The organism is Nonomuraea candida, from assembly GCF_000725485.1.
In the GTDB taxonomy this organism is placed as follows: domain Bacteria; phylum Actinomycetota; class Actinomycetes; order Streptosporangiales; family Streptosporangiaceae; genus Nonomuraea; species Nonomuraea candida.
This window is the reverse complement of record NZ_JOAG01000067.1, coordinates 1-18494: the sequence shown is the minus strand read 5'-3', so window position 1 is coordinate 18494 and position 18494 is coordinate 1. Positions and strand designations below refer to the sequence as shown.

Genomic DNA, 18494 nt, shown 5'->3' with positions numbered 1-18494 from the left:
TCTCCTGTGTGAGGTGGTGCCCTTTGCCGAGGACTGTCTGGAGACGGTGGCCAAGTGGCTGAGCACCACAGAGTGCGAGGTGCTGCTGCGGGGCTCGTCGAGCAGCCTCGTCCGCAGCTCCCAGTACCTGGCACTGGAAGGTGAGGGGCGCCGCGCCGCGCTGGTGATCGATCGCCGTGGCACCATCGTCGGCCTGGCGCACTTCTGGCGGCTGGGCGAGGGCGTGTACGAGATCGGCGGGGCAACCGGTGACCAGCGTCTGTGGGGCACCGGCATCGGCATCGAGGCGGGCATGCTGCTCGTCGACTACCTCTTCGAGGTGCTGAACTGCCGGCGCGTGGAGTTCACCACCGGAGCGCACAACGACAGCACCGTCAAGCTGGGCCTGGCCGACGGCCTGACGTTCGAGGCGGTCTGCCTGAACTACTTCCAGACCCCGGACGGGCCGGCCCCCGGGGTGAAGTCCTCCCTGACCCGGGAGGAGTACTACCGGCCCTATCCGCACTATCAACCGCGCGTGGGCCGGCGTGTTGACGAAGACCTCCTGTCGCGGCTGACCGGCACTCTGGTGCGCGGCATCGACAGGAGCGGATCTGAGATCGCCCGAGCGGAGAACAGCCATGAGTGAGACGCGCTCACCGCAGTACCGCAATGTCCTGGTCGTCGGTGGCACCAGTGGGCTCGGACAGGCAGTGGCCCGCGAGTTCGCGCAGGTGGCACAGGCGGTGCACCTGACCTACCACGATCGGCGGGAAGAGGCCGAGAAGGCGGCTGCGGGCGTCGCGGAAGACGGCGGCGCGGCGCACATCCACCAGCTCTCTCTGCCCGCGGACGACGTCGGCGCGACCGCCATCCGGCGGTTGCTCCTGGACGTCTCCCCGTGTGACGTCGTCGTGAACTGCGCCGTCACCAATCATGTCGCCGTGGCCACCATCTCCAACGCCGAGGCTTTCAAGGCCGTCATCGACGCGAACGTCTTCGGGGCCTACCAGGTCAACGCGATCAGCGCTCAGACCCTCGCGTCCACCGGCGGCGGCAGCGTGGTCAACGTGTCGTCGATCCTCACCCGGCGCTACGTGACCGGTGCGATCGGCTACATCACGAGCAAGGCCGCCATCGAGATGATGACGCGCGGCTTCGCCCGGGAGTGGGGTGGCGTCGGCGTGCGCTTCAACACCATCTCTCCGGGCCCCATCCGGGACACCCGCCTGCTGGCCACGGTGCCCCGCGAGGTGGTGGAGAACATCATGGGCCCCGGCTTCGAGGACCGGCTGATACCGCCAGGCAGGGTCGCCGCGGTCATCCGCCAGATCGTCGGCCCCGACTTCGCCGCCATGAACGGTGAGGTCCTCTTCGTCGACGAAGGGTGCTCGCTGTGACCGCCACCGGTGCCTACATCTTCCCCTCCCAGGTCTATCTGGATGACGACATCCGCGAGCGCTGCCTGCGGTCCCGGGAGATGCGCATCATGCTCGACCTGGCCAGCGACACCTTGTCGATGGACTTCAGGGCGATACTGCGCGACGGCGACGAGGCCGAGCTGAACGACCCCCGGTTCCGGCGTCCCCTCATCAACCTCATGGGCGTCGCCGGCTACCAGCAGGACCTGCGCGAACGTGACCTGCGTCCGGTGTGCGTGACCGGAATCAGCCTGGGCTTCCTCAGCGCCGCCGCTGCCACCGGCTGGGTGTCGCTGGAGGACATGGTCCGCATGTCGCACCTGATGGCCGCCATCGAGATCGACGAGTTCGAGGGCACGGGTTACGTCAGCGTCTTCTTCTACAACGGCGACCACCGGACGGTGTTCGACGAGCTGCGGAGCCGGCAGCTGGACCACCTGCTGCACCTGTCCGCCTATGTGTCGAGCAACCAGTTCCTCGCCGCCTGCCGCGTCTCCGACCTCGACGCGATGAAGCCGGCCCTGATCAAGGCCGGCGCAATGTACCGGGCGATCCCGTACAGCTATCCGGGCCACTGCGACCTGATGGGCACGGTACGCAAGAGGTTCGGTGAGGAGTGGCGGTTCAAGGACCCCTATCACAACACCGAGATCCCGCTGATCAGCATCAACGACGCACGCCCGTACACCAGCGGCGAGACGATCCGGCAACTGGCGCTTGAGCAGTACACCACAATCCTCGACTGGCGCGGTGTGCTGCGTTACCTCCAGGACCTGGAGCTGGACTGCTATGTGGTGCTCGAGCCCTCCGCGTTCGTGGTCAAGTCCATAGCGCTCGACCCGGACTGCGCCATCACCCCGGTGACGGGAGGTGTCGGCGGTGTCCGGTGACCGGGCACTGGTCTTCCCCGGCCTGGTGCCGCTCACCGGGCCGGAACTGGCCGCGATCCTGGGACATTGGGACGAGCACCTCGAACTCGCCGCGCGCATCTGCCGCTTCGATCCGGCGAAGGTGGAGATCGGGGGCGGCAGCGCGAGTCTGCCCTCCAACGTGCACGAGGCTCTGCTGGCGGTGGCACTGATCCGGCGTACGGCTGGGCGGACCGGGCGGTGGATCGCATTCGGCGGACTGAGCGCGGGCTGTCTCCCCGCCCTTCTCGCGGCTGGCGTGATCACGGTGGAGGCATGCTTCGAGCTCATCCAAGAGATCAACGTCCGGCAGATCGAGGCCAAGACGGCACGGCCCAACGGCGTGACCCTTGCCCTGCTGCCGGCCTCGGAGGGCGATGCACAACGGATCGCCGATGTGATGAGCACGCCGGACGACCAGCCGTGGCTCTCCGTTGACCTGGGCAACGGCCTGATCGCGCTCAGCTTCCGCAGCACGGACGTCGACCTGCTGCGGCGACGCCTGGCCCGGCTCGGCGTCGCCATCCTGGACGTGGCGGACCGGGCCGAGCACTGCCCGTGGGCCTACCCGGCGGAGCAGGAGTGGGGCCGCATCCTCGCCGGGGTCGATTTCCGGCCGGCCACCGCCGCCGTGATCTCTCCCTGCACCGGTAAGCGGGTGGATGACACCCCGGAGGCGTATCGGCTGATGCTAACCGAGCAGTGGTTCGGCACGGCGAGCCTGCCGCGGCTGGTGGACGGGCTGATCGAGGTCGGCGTCGCCGCCGTGGACCTCGTCGCTCCAGGCAAGTCCGTCTACGTGACCCGGATGAGGGCGCTCCTGTCCGACCGGGCAGATCATGACCTGCTGACCGTCGCTACTGGAGAAGGGCTGGCTGGATGATGGTGAATCCGGAGAGCATCCCCGTTGTCAACGCGTGGAACGAATGGGATCCACTGCGGGAGATCGTCGTGGGGTCGGCCACCGGCGCCTGCTTCGAGCCGACGGAGCCGGGCAACCGGCCCCAGGTGCGCGACGGGAGCGGCGCTCCTTTCCCCAAGGGGCTGAAGCCGGATGAGGCCATCGCCCGTGCCAATGAGGAGCTGGCCGGGCTGGTGGCGTTGCTGCAGGCCCAGGGGGTGACGGTGCGGCGCCCGGAGCCGCACGACTTCGGCCGTTCGCTGAAGACCCCTGCCTTCGAGGTCGAGAACCAGTACTGCTCCGTGTGCCCGCGCGACGTCATGATCACGCTCGGCAACGAGATCCTCGAGGCCACGATGTCGCGCAGAGCGCGCTATTTCGAGTACGAGCCCTACCGGAAGCTGGTCTACGAATACTGGGAAGCGGATCCGCGCGTCTCATGGACGGTGGCACCCAAGCCCACCATGGCCGACTCGATGTACCGCAAGGATTTCTGGGACTGGCCGATGGAGGAGCGCCATGCCCGCATGCACGCTCACGAGTACTGCATCACCCAGGACGAGGTCGTCTTCGACGCCGCCGACATGAGCCGTTTCGGCAAGGACGTCATCGTCCAGGAGTCCATGACCACGAACCGGGCCGGCATCCGCTGGCTCAAGCGAACGCTGGAGCCGAAGGGCTTCAGAGTGCATCCCGTGCACTTCCCCCTGGACTACTTCCCCTCGCACATCGACTGCACCTTCGTGCCGCTGCGTCCAGGGCTCGTCCTGGCCAACCCCGAGCGGCCCATCCGCGAGGACGAGCTGCCGATGTTCACCGAGAACGGTTGGAAGCTGGTCGAGGCGCCGCAGCCGGTGCTGTCGAACGAGGAGATGCCAGCCTACTGCCAGTCGTCCAAGTGGCTGTCCATGAACGTGCTGAGCGTCTCTCCCCACACGGTCATCTGCGAGGAGCAGGAAAAACCCCTGCAGGATCTGCTCTCCTCGCTCGACTTCGAGGTGCTCACCGTCCCCTTCCGCCACGTCTTCGAGTACGGAGGCTCCCTCCACTGCGCTACGTGGGACATCCGCAGGGAGGGGACACGGGAGGACTACTTCCCGTCTCTGCCGTACCAGCCGGTGGCCTAGGCCCCACGTCAGCACGTACACGGCGGACACCGTCCTAAAGAGGAACCATGGCGAAAGACTCTGCTGAACGCTTGCCGGTCACCGTGCACGAACTCGTCCGGCGGCATAGCCAGGGCCCCGATGGGGATACCGTCGCGCTGGTGCATGGCGCTGAGCAGGTGACTTATCGTGAGCTGGAGACGATGGCGGTCCGGGTGGCCGCCGGGCTCAGCCGGTCGGGCGTCAAGCGGGGCGACTTCGTCGGCCTTCGCGTGGCCCGCTCACCCCGGGCCCTGGCCGCGATGCTGGGCGTCATGCGCGTGGGCGCCGCCTATGTGCCGATCGACCTGGGCGATCCGTCAGAGCGGGTCCGGCATGTGATCCGTACGGCCGGCATCTCGCTGGTGATCACGGGAGACGAGGCCCTGCCCGCCGATCTCGCCGCGTCGATCGTGCTCGACGCGGACTGCCGGCCGGTCGGCCACCTGGGGGAAGACGGGAGCGGCGGGACGGAACCCGGCGCGCCGACGGAACAGGACGCCGCTTACGCGATCTTCACCTCCGGGTCCACCGGACTGCCCAAGGGCGCGGTGATGACCCACGGCGCTCTGATGAACCTGCTGCGCTGGCACGACCGATCGCGGCCCGGAACCTGCCGGATGCGTACCGCGCAGGTGTGCGCGCTCAGTTTCGACTTCTCCTTCCACGAGATCTTCTCCACCATCGGCTTCGGCGGCACCCTGGTCTTCGCCCAGGACGAGGTGCGGCGCAACGCGTTCGCTCTGGCGGACCTCCTGCGGCGGCAGCGCATCCAGCGGCTGTTCCTTCCGGTTCCGCTGCTCGATCAGCTGGCCCAGGCGAGCGCCGAGCTGGAGGAGGTCCCGCCGCTGCGCGAGGTGATCACTACCGGGGAGCAGCTGCGGGTGACCCGGCACATAAGGGACCTGTTCCGCCGCACCGGAGCCCGGCTGCACAACCACTACGGCGCGACGGAGTTCCAGGACGCCACCTGGCACACGCTGGACGGAGATCCCGCCGCCTGGCCGGCGGTCGCCCCCATCGGCCGTCCGATCGACGGGGTCCAGGTGCGCCTTCTGGACCGGCAGCTGAGGGAAGTGCCCGCGGGGGAGAAGGGCGAGCTGTGCGTCCTGGGGGCCGGAGTCTCGCCCGGATATCTCGGCAGGCCCGATCTGACGGCGGAGAGGTTCCTGCCCGATGTGGACGGGGGCGGGCGGCTCTACCGGACCGGGGACCTGGCCCGATACAGGCCCGACGGCGTCATCGAGCTGCTCGGCCGCATCGACGCGCAGATCAAGGTGCAGGGGGTGCGGATCGAGCCGGGGGAGATCGAGGCGCTGCTGCTTGACCATCCGCACGTCCGTGAGGCGGTCGTCCTGACGCACGACGTGACGGGTCACTCCCGCCTCGTCGCCCACATCGTGCCCGAGCCGGGGCTGGATCGCCATGAGGCCCCTCGCCTGCTCCACGCCTTCCTCGCCTCGCGGCTGCCGCCGGCGTTGCTGCCCGACGCCTACGACCTGATCCCGGAGATCCCTCTGACGAGCAGCGGCAAGACCGACCGCGCGAGGCTGAAGGCGCCCGAGGTCTTCCCCCGGCTCACCGCCCGGTCGGTCGTGGCCCCCGCAAGCGCCACCGAACAGGTGCTGATCGAGGCGTGGAGCAAGGTGTTGCGGCTCGATGAGATCTCCGTGGAGGATCGCTTCTTCGACCTCGGCGGCACCTCGCTGCTCCTGGTCGAGGTGCGGCGCGAACTGGTCCGCGCTCTCGGCCGGGACGTGCCGATGGTGGACCTGCTCCACTACCCGACGATCAGAGCGCACGCCGCCCACCTGGATCGGGAAGGCTCGCCCGCCGCCGCGGCAAGCACCGGGGCGCGGCGCGGCCCGCGACGAGCCGGGAAGCGCGAGGGCGCCGGCCTCAGCGAGGACGTGGCGATCATCGGCATGGCCGTGCGCTTCCCCGGAGCCCGGGACGTCGCGACATTCTGGCGGAACCTGCTCGAAGGCGTTGAATCAAGCGGTCCACTGCCTGATGCCGGCGCGGGGCAGCGTGACCGGGACCTGGCCACGCACCCGGACTTCGTCGCCGCCGGCGCGCCGCTGCCGGACATTGACCTGTTCGACGCCGGTTTCTTCGGGTTCAGCAGAAGAGAAACGGAACTCCTCGATCCGCAGCATCGCCTGTTCCTCGAGTGCGCCTGGGAGGCGTTGGAGAGCGCGGGCCATCCTCCCGGCGACGCGGCCGGGCAGGTCGGGGTCTTCGCGGGCGCCGGCATGAGCACCTACCTGTTGAACAATCTGGCGCCGCATTTCGGCTACGGGCACGGGAAGGCGCTGACCGAATCCGACCTGGAGCAGTTCCAGCTCAAGCTCGGCAACGACAGCCACTACCTCGCCACGCGCGTCTCGTACGCCCTGGACCTGCGCGGCCCCAGCGTGGGCGTACAGTCCGCCTGCTCGACCTCACTGGTGGCGGTGCATCTGGCCTGCCGCAGCCTGGCCGACGGTGAGAGCGACCTCGCCCTGGCGGGCGGCGTGCACGTGGTGGTCCCGCAGGACGCGGGTTACGTGCACGAAGACGGAATGATCATGTCGGCCGATGGTCACACCCGAACCTTCGACGCCGGCGCCAGCGGAACGCTCTTCGGCAACGGATGCGGCATCGTCGTGCTCAAACGGCTGGCGGAGGCCCAGGCGGACGGCGACCGGATCATCGCCGTCATCAAGGGTTCCGCCGTCAACAACGACGGCGCGGAGAAGATCAGCTTCACTGCCCCCAGCGTCACAGGCCAGGCCGACGTGATCCGCGCCGCATGGGAGCGCGCCGGGATCGCCCCGCCGGACGCGGGCTACATCGAGGCCCACGGCACGGCCACGGCCCTGGGCGATCCCGTCGAGATCGATGCGCTCAACCAGGTGTTCGCCGGCGCCCGCCCCAGGGCCAGCCTCCCGGTCGGCTCCGTCAAATCCAACCTCGGCCACCTGGACGAGGCGGCTGGAGTCGCCGGACTCATCAAGGCGGCCCTGTGCGTCCAGCACGGCATGCTGGTGCCGAGCCTGCACTACCGGGAGCCCAACCCCACGATAGATTTCGAGAGCTCTCCTTTCCGGGTGAGCACCGAGACCACGGTCTGGGAAACCCACGGCGTGCCTCGTACGGCTGGTGTCACCTCCCTCGGGGTGGGCGGCACCAACGCGCACGTCGTCATTCAGCAGGCGCCGGCGGAGGAGCGCGAGTGTTCCGTCAGCGAGCGGCAGGATGCGGAGCTGCTCGTCCTGAGCGCGCGCACCGAGCAGGCATTGACAGACCTGTCCCGCCGGTACGCCGGCTATCTGCGGGCCGCCTCCGATGACATCCGTCTCGCCGACGTGTGCTTCACCACGGCCGCCGGCCGCCGTCATTTCCCGCATCGTCGTGCCGTGGTCGCCATGACTCCCGCCGAAGCCGCCGCGCAGCTGACGGAGACACCCATCGCAACGGCGCCAGGAACGGGCCGCCTCGCGTTCCTCTTCCCCGGTCAAGGTCCTCAATATCCGGGAATGGGACGGCATCTGTACAAGCGGGAGCCGGTGTTCCGCAACGCGATGGACAGGTGTGACGAAATTCTGCGCGACAAACTCGAACGCTCCCTGCTGTCCGTGCTGTTCCCCGAGCCGGGCCAGTCGTCCCCCATCAGCGAGACGTGCTATGCCCAGCCCGCGCTGTTCGCCTTCGAGTACGCCCTCGGCGAGCTGTTCACCTCGTGGGGAGTGCGCCCCGACGTCCTGCTCGGCCACAGTCACGGCGAGTACGCGGCGGCCTGCCTGGCGGGCGTCTTCTCGCTGGAGGACGCGCTGACGCTCGTGCACGCCCGCGGACGGCTGATGCAGTCCCTGCCGGAAGAGGGCACGATGGTCGCCGTCGAGGCGGATGAGGACACCGTCGCCGGGCTGCTCGGGCCGCGCAGCTCGGTCGCAGTGGTCAACGGTCCTCGGTCCACCGTCATTTCCGGCGCCGCGGACGAGATCTCGGACGCCTGCGCCGCACTGGCCGAGCGGGGTGTGCGGCACCGGCGACTGGATATCTCCATAGCTTCCCATTCGCCGATGATGCGCCCCATCTTGGCGGAGTTCGAGAAGGTGGCCGCCTCAGTGCGCTACCACGAGCCGCGGCTGACCATCATCTCCACGGTGACCGGCAAGAGCATCAGCGAGGAGATCGCGGACTGGCGCTACTGGGTCGACCAGATCAGCAGGCCGGTACGGTTCTCCGACGCGGTGACGGCCCTGCGGGCGGCCGGAGCCCGCGTCCTGCTGGAGATCTCGCCGAAGCCGACGCTGGTGCAACTCGTCGAGGACCTCTTCGAGGAGGGGGAGGTCACGCTCGTCGCGGGAATGCGGCCGGGCGAGCAGGACGAGCAGGTGCTCCGGGCTCTCGGCACGTTGTACGAGTCGGGCATCACCCCCGAGTGGGAGGCGGTGTTCGCCGGGCGGGACGTACGCCGCCTCGCCCTGCCCACGTACGCCTGGCAGCGCGAACGGTACTGGATCGAGCCCTCCGGCGCGCCGGCGCGGGTCGCGGCGACCTTCCTCGGCGACAGAGTGGACCTCGCCGATGGCGGTGGAGTGCGTTTCACCTCCACGGTCGGCGCGTCCACTCTGTCGTGGTTGTCCGACCACCGGGTCTTCGGCGCCATCGTGATGCCGGGCGTCGCCTATCAGGCGCTCGCGTGCGCCGCCGCGAGCGAGGTCTTCGGGCCTGTCCCGGCCGTGGTGCGGGACTTCCACATTCACCGGGCGATGGTGTTCTCCGATGACGCTGACCAGCGCCGGATGCAGATCGCGGTGAAGCCCGACGAGGCCGGCACGTACGTCTTCGAGGTCTACTCCAGCCCGCCCGCGCCCGCCGGAAGCCCTGGCTTCGCGGATGACGGCTGGACGTTGCACGCCGCGGGGCACCTGGCTCCCGCCGGCCGGGACGCCCCCGCCCGCCCGACGGCTCTCGAGGACCTGCGGGCCACGTTCGCACCTCATGAGCTGCAACCGGAGGAGATCTACCGGCGTGAGCGTGAGCGGGAGATCGACCTGGGGCCGCTGTTCCAGGTCACCGACCTGCTCTGGCACGACGGCCCGCAAGCCCTGTCCCACATCGCGCTTTCCCCGCGGTTACGGGGGGAAACGGCTCGTCATCGCGTGCATCCCGTACTGATGGAAGCCTGTTTCCTGGCGCTGACTGTCACCTACCCAGAGAAGCTGGGCCGACGGACGTACGTGCCGCTCGGCGCGGACCGCATCCGGATCGGAAACGGGAGCATCGGCGCGGAAGCGTGGTGTCACGCGAAGTTGCGGCCCACCTCCGAGGAGGACCCGGAGGTGCTGCGCGCCGACATCGACCTGCTGGCTCCGGACGGCAGCCTCGTGCTGGCGCTGGAAGGGGTGCTGCTCAAACGCGCCTCGCGCGAGGCGATGATCCCGGCACACCACGCGGAGTGGCGTACGTGGCTGTACGAAACGCACTGGACTCCCGCGCGACGGCCCGCCCCGGCGGCGGCCGCCGGCCGCTGGCTGATCGTCTCGGCGGATCCTCTGGGGATCGCCCTGTCCGGGTTCGCCGGCGTGCACGGCGTGGACTGCGAGATCGTCTCCGACGCCGGGGCGCTGGAGGAGCTCCGGGACTACGACGTGGTGGTGTTCTGCCCGCGGGAAGGTGATCCCGCGCGGGACACCGGAGCCGAAGCGGTGGACGGGGCCGCGGCCCTGCTCCGGCTCGCCCAGCGGCTCGCCTCGTTCGACGACGCTCCGCCCCGGCTCTGCCTGGCGACCCGGGGCGCCCGACCCGCGGGAGGCCGCGGCGTCACCGCGCCGGCGGGCGCGGCGCTGTGGGGGCTGGGGCGCGTGCTCGCCACGGAACACCCGGAGTTGTGCTTCGCGCAGATCGACCTCGACCCCGCCACCGACGTCGACACCAGCGCCGCACTGCTGTACGCCGAACTGGCTCAGCTGGCCGCGGCGAAGGAACAGCCCGAGCACGGTCGCGTCGGTTATGACGGCACTGCGAGGTACGTCGAGACCCTCGCCCGCGCCGCCCTCCCGCAGCCGCAGCAGGCCGGAGTGCGTCCCGACGCCACCTATGTGATCACCGGCGGGCTCGGCGACCTGGGGTTGGAGACAGCGTGTTCGCTGGCCGAGGCCGGGGCTCGGCATCTTGTCCTCATCGGACGCCGGGCACCGGACGAACGGGCCAGGCACCGGGTGGAAGAGCTACGTGCGGGGCACGTCGTGGTCCGGGTGATCACGGCGGACGTCTCCGACCTGAACGATCTCTCCCAGGCCTTCGCCGCGCTGGAGGAGGATCCGGACCTGCCGCCGCTGGGGGGCGTGCTCCATCTGGCCGGGACGCTGGACGACGGGATCCTGCTGCTGCAGTCACCCGACAGGCTGGCCAGAGTCATGGCGGGCAAAGCGCGTGGCGCCTGGAACCTGCATGTGCTCACCGCAGGGAAGCCGCTGGACTTCTTCGTCATGTTCTCTTCCGTGTCGGCCTTGCTGGGGACGGCGGGCCAGACGAGCTACGCGGCGGCCAACGCCTTCCTCGACGGTCTCGCTTCGTACCGGCGGGGCCTGGCTCTGCCCGCCCTCTCCGTCCAGTGGGGCTCCTGGGCTGACACGGGAATGAGCGCCCGGGCCGGCGTGAACGCGAGCCTGCGAGCCGGCGGCGAGGGTGTCATCCCGGTGGATGCGGCTCTGGCCGTGTTCCGGGAACTGCTCGCCTCGCGGCCCCCCGACGGTTGTACGGCCGTGATGCCGATCGACTGGAAACGCTTCACCGGTCGCGACGCTCCCGCGCTGCGCGGCTTCCTGGTCGACATGCCGGGCAGAACCGAGGTGCGGGACGAGGCGGACTTCCGGACGGTGCTGGAGGGGGCGTCGCCCGAGACGCGCCGCACACTCCTGGCGGATCACATCAGGCAGCAGGTCGGCCGGGTGCTCGGCCACGTGGGATGGCAGCCGCCGGATGACGCGGACTTCTTCGCCTGCGGGCTGGACTCACTGACCGCCATCGAGCTCAGGCGAAATCTGTGCGGCACCCTGAAATGCCGGTTGCGGTCGTCAGCGATCTTCGATTACCCCACCGTCGAAGCCCTGGCCGGTCACCTTCTGGAAGTGCTCGGGAGGTGAATGTCCGATGACGATGCTGGTATGCCTGCACCACGCGGGCGGGAACCCCACGGTGTTCCGCCCCTGGGTCGTCTACGCCCCCGCCGGGATAACGGTCGTGCCGATCACCCTCCCGGGCAGGCGGGCAGGCGAGCAGCCGAGGCGGTACCACAGCCTGGACGAACTGGTTCCCGAACTCGCGCAGGCGGTGCGGAACGAAGTCGGCGAGCGCGACTTCGTCCTGTTCGGCAAGAGCATGGGAGGCCTGCTGGCCTATCTGCTCACCCGCCATCTCGGCGCGGACGGCGGTCCCGCGCCCAGAGCGCTGGCCGTGGCGAGCGCCGGCGCACCTCAGGTGCCATGGCGCGACTTCACCGCCGGGCTCGACGATCAGGCCCTGGTCGACTGCTTGCACCGGATGGGCGGTCTGCCGGACTGGCTGGCCGGTCACGCGAAATGGGTCGAACCCTATCTCGGGCGCCTGCGGGAGGATGCGCGCATGTGCGCCGCACTTCGCCTCGAGCCGCAGAAAAGCGCCCTGCCCATGCCCGTCCGGGTCTTTATCGGCGATCGGGACCCGCTGGTCCCGATCCAGGCGGCGCACAGGTGGCGGGAACTCGGCCCGGATATCGAAGTGAGCCTGCTGGCCGGTGGACATTACTTGGTCTCCGAGGACGCCGGCCTGCTGCGGCAGACGGTATTCAAGCTCGCGCTGGCAGGGTGACGACACTGTGCAATCGTTTCAGGCCGAAAGGCTGCGGAATGTACATTTCCCGTTGCCGTACTCGGCGATGAGGGCCGCCCAAGGAGTGGCGAGGGACCGGCTTGCCGACTTCGTAAGTGGATACTGACTTGTGGGCTTACTCGCCGAGACTTCTGTTATGCCGATTAGGATGGGACAAAGGCTCGGCTGTTCTCGCCCAGCTAAGAAGACTGGAAGGCGGCGCGATCGTGAAGAGGATTTTCGGACTGGCAGCAATTGCCGCGGGCGCGGTACTTTTCATCTTCTTCCGGGACCTCGAACTCGGTTGGTTCACCGGCGGTCCTCTCGGGGTGGGCCTGATGGTGCTGGGCGCCATCGAGTTGGTGGAGGGACGGGTGCGCCGCAGGCCCCGGGGACGGGGCATGCTCGACGAACTGCGCGACGACCTCAGCCTCAGGTCTTCCCGCGACCGGGACCGCGACCGTGACTACCGGGATCGGGACTACCGGGATCGGGACTACCGCGACCGTGACTACCGCGACCGAGACGATCGCGACCGTGACTACCGCGACCGAGACGATCGCGACCGTGACTACCGCGACCGAGGGCGTCGCTACCGCGACCGGCCGGACGACTGATTCGCGCGAAGGATGAGGGCGTCAAGATCAATGGTGCATTTCGACAAGAGCGAAGCCGCCCGGTCGAGGCAGGCGAAGGTGTTCCTCGTGACCACCGGCACGTTGTCCACCGCGCATCTGCCGTTCTGGCTCAACTGGTTGTCGACCAACCGCCCCCGCTACACCGTGACGGTGGGGATGACGAGTTCAGCGGAGAGCTTCGTGAGCGCGCCGGCGCTCGAGGCCCTGACCCGGTCGCCGGTGGTGCGCAACACCTGGAACGTCGATGGGCGGCTCCTGCCCGTCCACACCCGGATCGCGGCCGACTACGACGGCATCCTCGTCTTCCCCGCCTCGGTCGCCTTCATGTCCGCCCTGGCCGCCGGATCCGGTGACGCTCCCTTCTTTCTCGCGGCTCTCGGCACGAAGGTGCCCGTGGTCATCGCCCCCAGCTTTCCGCCCGGCGTCGCCGCCAACCCGATTGTCGCCGACATGCTCCGCCGGCTTGACAGTGTGCCCAACTATCACCTTGTCGAACCGCACAAGGGAATCAGCCGGTCGACCGGTGCCGAGGCGGAGGCGACCCCACCCCTGTGGGACGTGATAGCGATGTTCGAGGCCGCCGAGCCGGCGATTGCGGAGGACCTGGCAAGCCCGGTGAAAGCCGGGGACGCCTGAAACGGCAACGCGCACCACACCCGGAGACGAACCCGTACCTGGAACTGGAGCATGGAGCATTTCCTTTACACTTTTGCGGATTCCGATTCTTACGACGACATGGCGCGGTGGAGAGCGAGGGCGGACGACCCCAGGTTCACCAGGACCCGCCGTGGTCAGGCCGTCGTTCCCTACACGAAAGGCTGGCACTACACCCGGCACGGAGCCTGGACCGTGTGCCGCCCCGGCAGTGATCCGATCACCGGGCAGGGATGGAAGATTCACATCTCGGTGACCCCCGAGACATTCGCTTCCTTGCTGGAAACCGTCTCCGCGTTCTGTTTCGCGCGGGAGTTACCCTTCAAGTTTCTCGCCCGTCACGAATACGCATGGCTGGTCAACGCCAAGTACGCGCCGCGGCCGATCAGCGGCAAGGGAATCGTCCTCTACCCGGCCGATGAGCAGCGGTCCATCGCGCTGGCCGGAGAACTGGCCGAACTGCTGCAAGCATGGGAGGGACCCCGCGTCCTGTCCGACCTACGCATCGGCGAGAGCATCGTCCACGTACGCTATGGCGCCTACACGCGCCGGTACTGCCGCGACTCCGCGGGCAAAGTGGCCCTCGCCCTGGAGAATCCCACAGGCCGGCTCGTCCCCGACGACAGAGCCGTCCCGTTCCGGGCCCCGGACTTCGTCGAGGTACCCGAAGCCTTCAGACCCCGGCCCGGGACGGCCGACGGCTCGGCACCGCCCTACCGCATCGACAAGACCCTGCACTTCTCCAACAGCGGTGGCGTCTACCTGGCGACGGACAAGAGAACCGGTCGCCAGATCGTGCTGAAGGAGGCCCGGCCCTTCGCCGGATACGACCTGATCGGGGGCGACGCCGTACAGCGCGCCCTCCAGGAGTACAAGGCCCTGCAGACCTTCGCCGACCTGCCCGCGACGCCCGAGGTCTATGAGCAGTTCACCTGGCAGAGCCATCTGTTCACCGCGATGGAGTACATCCGGGGAACCACTCTCCAGGAGTGGTGCGCCGCCAAGCAGCCCTACCTGCTGCGATCCGATCCCTTCGCCGCGCCCACGCCGGACGACATCAGCAAGTACCGCGAGCAGATCGAGGTGATACTGGAGCAGGTCCGCGCGTTCCTGTCCGCCCTGTGGGAACGCGGCCACATCTTCGGCGACGTCCACCCCGGGAACATCATCGTGACCCCCGAGCTGCAGATCCGGTTCATCGACTTCGAGGCGTGCGTCGAGCAGGACGCCCCGCGCCCTCTCCCCGGAGCCGTCGGCTTCAGCGACTACACCCGGACCGGCCGGGCCGCGGACGAGTACGGCCTGGGCATGCTCGAACTGGCCTGCTATCTGCCGCTCACCGAACTCGTACGGATGGACCCCGGCAAGCTGCGCCACCTCGTGCGGACCAGCCAGGAACGGTTCCAGCTCCCGGAGGATTGGGCCGCGCGAGTGGGGCGGGCCTGCGCTCCGGCCACCGGCATGAGCCGCGGCCCGGTACGCACGGCCTCCAGCCACCTCGACGACGCTCTCGGCTTCGAGCTGTGGTCGGCGCAGATCGTGTCCGGGCTCACCTCGACCATGACCCCGGAACGCGCGGACCGGCTCTTCCGCCATGACTTCACGGGATTCTCGCTGTCCCCGGTTTGCCTGGCCACCGGAGCGTCCGGTGTGTTGTGGTCCCTGCTGGGAACGGACGGGCTCGACGCCCGCGACCTCGTCGACCCCGTGATCGAGTGGATCACCGAACGGGGCCGGACCGCCATCGACAGGCTCGAATGCGGCCTGTACGACAGTGAGCTGGGCGCCGGCTACACCCTGTGGAAGTACGGGTATCCGGAGCAGGGAAAGTGGCTGGTGGATGCCGGCCTGGCCAAGGAACACGGCGACGCCGGGCTGAGCGTGTTCAGCGGGCTCGCCGGCGTCTACCTGGCGGCGGCCGAGATGGCGGAGGGGCCGGACCCGATCGTCTCCACCGCGACCGTGGAGAAGCTCGGCGCACAGCTCGTCTCCCGTGCTCGGCCGCTGTTGTCCTGGCTCGCGGGAAGCGATTCCCCCAACGTGGCGCACTTCGGTCTGCTGCACGGGGTGGCCGGCATCGGGCTGGCGGCGCATCGATACGGGCTGCTCACGGGCGACGTCGCCGCCGTGGACCTGGCCAGGGAGCTGCTTGAACTGGAGCTGACCCGCTATGTCCGGTGCGCGGATGGATCGTTGCAGTTCAACGAGGCCGAGCGCAGATCACTCGGCTACGTCGAAGTCGGCTCGCTCGGCACCGCTCTCGTCCTGTCGGAGTTCGCCCGGCACGAGGGCTGGAGCCCTGCCCACGCCTCCGTGTCCGACCTCATGCGGGCGAACGGCCCCGAGGTGATGGTCCAGTGCGGGTTGTTCCGCGGCCGGGCGGGTTTCGCCGCCGGCCTCGCTTCGCTCGCCCAGGACGGACACGAACATCCGGCCCGGCTGTTCATCGATCGCCACCTGGCACAACTCGGATTGCACGAGATCCGGCCGAGAGCCGGCGAACTGCACTACCCGGGCTCCCGCAATCACAAATTGTCCAGCGATCTGCGATCGGGCGGCGCGGGGGTCCTCACCGCCGTTGCGTTCATTGAAGGACGCCGCCGGAACTGGCTTCCGGGAGTCAGATAGTGACCGACATCCTCATCGAGGTCCTTCCGCTAGCGCTGCTCGACACGCTCAGCGTGTCCACCATCGCCATCCCCGTGTGGTTTCTTCTGATGCCGCGCGGACTGCGGATCGGCTATGTCTTCGGTTATCTCTTTTTTGTCGCCATCGGATATCTGTTCCTCGGCCTGCTGTTGCTGACCGTGTTCTCCGCCGTACACGACGAGCTGCGCTCCGCGCTGAATTCTCCGGCCGGAGATCAGGCGATGTCCGTGGCCGGGGTGATCCTGCTGCTCATCGCCGTGTGGTACGGCCTCCTGCGGCGCGAGCGGCGTGGCTCGGGGCGGCTCGGCCGTTGGCGCGAGATAGCGGTCGGCGAGTCGGCCACACCACGCGGCCTGGTCATCGTGGCGGCCCTGGCCGTGCTGATCGAGGTGGCCACCATGTTCCCGTATCTGGCGGCCATCGGCCGCCTGGGACGCAGTGACCTTCCGTGGCACCTGCAGGCCGCCGTGCTGGCCGTCTACTGCCTTGTGATGATCGCTCCGGCCTTCGTGGTGACCGTGGCGCGTTTCATCGCGAAGAATCTCGTACGTTCGCCTTTGCGTCGGCTGGACGGTTGGCTCAAGAGAAACGCCCGAGAGAACACCGCCTGGCTTATCGCCCTGGCGGGTTTCATGTTGTTGTCGAACACGACGCTGTACGACCGCATCATGAATTTTGTCTCGTCAATGACGTGACCTCAGCGAAATAAAATTCGGGTGATAGGGGATGTTCGGGACGCCCGCGGTGGCGTTTCGAGCCTTTCGGGAGAAGTCGTCGAAGGCTGGAGACGGACGTGGAGCCTCCGGTAGATGAGTTCTCACCACAAGAAATCCCGTCGCCCGGAAGGCTCCACGTGATTGCTCATCGTGCCACGCTCGACGTCTCCCGCGCGCTGATTCACTATGTTGCCCGACTGCTGCACGACGAGCGCCGCCGGCTCGGCACCCCCCGAAGGGAGCCGCGCCCTGACCCCGTCCCGGCAGGCGGTCCTGGTGCTGCGGTGGTTCCGGGGCGAACGTGACATCCCCGAGCTCGGCCGCGATCACCGCGTCTCCCGGGCCACGGCCTACCGCTACACCGCCGAAGGGATCGACGTCCTCGGCAGCTCAAGCCCCTGATCTGCACGAAGCCCTGGACCGCGCCCAAGCCGACGATCTGCCCTATGTGATCCTGGACGGCACCCTGATCCCCGTCGACCGCTGCGCCGGGCAGACCATCAGCGTCAGGGGCGAGCCCATCGACGCCTGGTACTCCGGCAAGGCCCACCAGCACGCCGGCAACCTCCAAGTACTCTCGGCACCCGACCGACTGCCCCTGTGGATCTCCGAGGTTGAGCCAGGCTCGGTCCATGATCTGACCGCTGCCCGTGCGCACGTGCTGGGTGCGTTGTACGCCGCAGCCGCGGCGGGCCTGCCGACCCTCGCCGACAGCGGCTACGACGGCGCCGGGATCGGTATTCACACACCGATCAAGCAGCCCGACGGCAACCCGATTCTCAGCCCGGACAACCGCACCTACAATCGGCTCCTACGCGCCCTGCGTTGTCTCGGCGAACGCGGGTTCGCCCTGCTCGAAGGCCGCCCGCGGATCCTCCAGCACATCACGCTCAGTCCCAGCGCCATCGGCGGCATCGCCCGCGCGGCGCTCGTCCTCACCCATTTCGAGCACGACTACCTGCCGGCAATTCGCCGAGATCACGTCAATGTGACCTGTGGTTGTTCCGCTAAACGCTGGTCCTGGGCTGTGCAACCGCAGGAAATTGACCGAATGTCCGCGATCTTCTTTAATGATTTCGGTCAAGACTTCGCCGGAACGGTAAAGGAGAACAGGTCGATGAAGGTCAAGCTCTTAGCTTCCGCCGCCCTTGTCGCGCTCGCTGTCGCGGCCGTCTCTTCTTCGCCCGCGTACGCCGACCCGGGCACGTCGAGCGCTCCGGAAACGACGGAAAGGAGCGTAGAGGGGCTTTCGGGCACGGGACAACTCGCGCCGGAATCGCAGAAGGGTGAGGTGTCCGTCCAGGCTCTGCCGAGCGGCTGCTACGGCCAGACCGACGCTCCGTACAAGGGCGGCCTGACGGAGATCTTCGGCTACGCGAAGACCTGGTGCAACACGCAGGTTCCCGAGATTCACACGAGAGCCGAACTCGAGCGCTCCCGGTGGTACGGGTGGGAGGTCTTGGACACCGGCAGCGAAACCAATTTCTGGAGCAATTTCGCCGACGCCGACGTCAACGTGACGTGCTTCGGGGAAGGCACCTACGATTACCGCGTCTACACCTATCACGCGGCCGTCACCTCGGTGGTCAACCGCCTCTACACGTATAATAGGTCGAATGGCATCGGCTGCTGAGAGTTCAT

At 68.2% G+C, this 18494-nt stretch carries 11 protein-coding genes and 1 pseudogene; all 12 read left to right on the top strand.

Translation table 11 applies throughout. From position 1 onward, the window contains the following. Window positions 1-13: 13 nt before the first annotated feature. Window positions 14-628 (top strand): GNAT family N-acetyltransferase, encoded by a 615-nt coding sequence (locus IO39_RS51465; RefSeq protein WP_052424012.1) that lies wholly within the window; start codon window positions 14-16, stop codon window positions 626-628. Continuing rightward, complete coding sequence (locus IO39_RS51460; RefSeq protein ID WP_084774385.1) at window positions 621-1379, top strand: SDR family NAD(P)-dependent oxidoreductase; 759 nt, start codon at window positions 621-623, stop codon at window positions 1377-1379. The genes IO39_RS51465 and IO39_RS51460 overlap by 8 nt, the downstream gene beginning before the upstream one ends. Continuing rightward, window positions 1376-2290 (top strand): ACP S-malonyltransferase, encoded by a 915-nt coding sequence (locus IO39_RS40515; RefSeq protein WP_043635872.1) that lies wholly within the window; start codon window positions 1376-1378, stop codon window positions 2288-2290. The genes IO39_RS51460 and IO39_RS40515 overlap by 4 nt, the downstream gene beginning before the upstream one ends. After that, window positions 2280-3191, top strand: coding sequence for a hypothetical protein (locus IO39_RS40510; protein WP_157549613.1), 912 nt, complete (start codon window positions 2280-2282; stop codon window positions 3189-3191). Before IO39_RS40515 ends, IO39_RS40510 begins: the two co-directional genes overlap by 11 nt. Further along, window positions 3188-4336 carry a glycine amidinotransferase gene (locus IO39_RS40505; protein ID WP_245642562.1) on the top strand — a complete coding sequence of 383 codons (1149 nt, stop codon included), beginning with the start codon at window positions 3188-3190 and terminating at the stop codon, window positions 4334-4336. The genes IO39_RS40510 and IO39_RS40505 overlap by 4 nt, the downstream gene beginning before the upstream one ends. A gap of 47 nt (window positions 4337-4383) precedes the next feature. After that, the gene (locus IO39_RS40500) at window positions 4384-11493 is read left to right on the top strand and encodes a type I polyketide synthase (RefSeq protein ID WP_084774383.1); all 7110 of its coding nucleotides are present in this window, start codon (window positions 4384-4386) and stop codon (window positions 11491-11493) included. A gap of 7 nt (window positions 11494-11500) precedes the next feature. Further along, on the top strand, window positions 11501-12196 hold the full coding sequence (locus IO39_RS40495) for a thioesterase II family protein (RefSeq protein WP_052424010.1): 696 nt from the start codon (window positions 11501-11503) through the stop codon (window positions 12194-12196). 227 nt (window positions 12197-12423) lie between these two features. Then, entirely contained in the window at window positions 12424-12813 is a 390-nt protein-coding gene (locus tag IO39_RS51985) for a hypothetical protein (RefSeq protein WP_063765443.1), read from the top strand. 30 nt (window positions 12814-12843) lie between these two features. Continuing rightward, the gene (locus IO39_RS40485; RefSeq protein WP_043635863.1) at window positions 12844-13470 is read left to right on the top strand and encodes a flavoprotein; all 627 of its coding nucleotides are present in this window, start codon (window positions 12844-12846) and stop codon (window positions 13468-13470) included. A 51-nt stretch (window positions 13471-13521) separates the two neighbouring features. Beyond that, complete coding sequence (lanKC, locus tag IO39_RS40480; RefSeq protein ID WP_084774380.1) at window positions 13522-16116, top strand: class III lanthionine synthetase LanKC; 2595 nt, start codon at window positions 13522-13524, stop codon at window positions 16114-16116. Further along, window positions 16116-16832 carry a GAP family protein gene (locus tag IO39_RS40475; RefSeq protein ID WP_043635857.1) on the top strand — a complete coding sequence of 239 codons (717 nt, stop codon included), beginning with the start codon at window positions 16116-16118 and terminating at the stop codon, window positions 16830-16832. Before lanKC ends, IO39_RS40475 begins: the two co-directional genes overlap by 1 nt. A 158-nt stretch (window positions 16833-16990) precedes the next feature. Then, window positions 16991-17802 (top strand): annotated as a pseudogene (locus IO39_RS53550) (transposase family protein); the annotation flags it as partial. Window positions 17803-18494: the final 692 nt, after the last annotated feature.

Excerpts from the sequence above, each read along its gene's own strand:
- IO39_RS40495 (WP_052424010.1), top strand. The coding sequence starts at position 11,501 with ATGACGATGCTGGTATGCCTGCACCACGCGGGCGGGAACCCCACGGTG.
- lanKC (WP_084774380.1), top strand. The coding sequence starts at position 13,522 with ATGGAGCATTTCCTTTACACTTTTGCGGATTCCGATTCTTACGACGAC.
- IO39_RS40500 (WP_084774383.1), top strand. The coding sequence starts at position 4,384 with ATGGCGAAAGACTCTGCTGAACGCTTGCCGGTCACCGTGCACGAACTC.
- IO39_RS40485 (WP_043635863.1), top strand. The coding sequence starts at position 12,844 with ATGGTGCATTTCGACAAGAGCGAAGCCGCCCGGTCGAGGCAGGCGAAG.
- IO39_RS51460 (WP_084774385.1), top strand. The coding sequence starts at position 621 with ATGAGTGAGACGCGCTCACCGCAGTACCGCAATGTCCTGGTCGTCGGT.
- IO39_RS40505 (WP_245642562.1), top strand. The coding sequence starts at position 3,188 with ATGATGGTGAATCCGGAGAGCATCCCCGTTGTCAACGCGTGGAACGAA.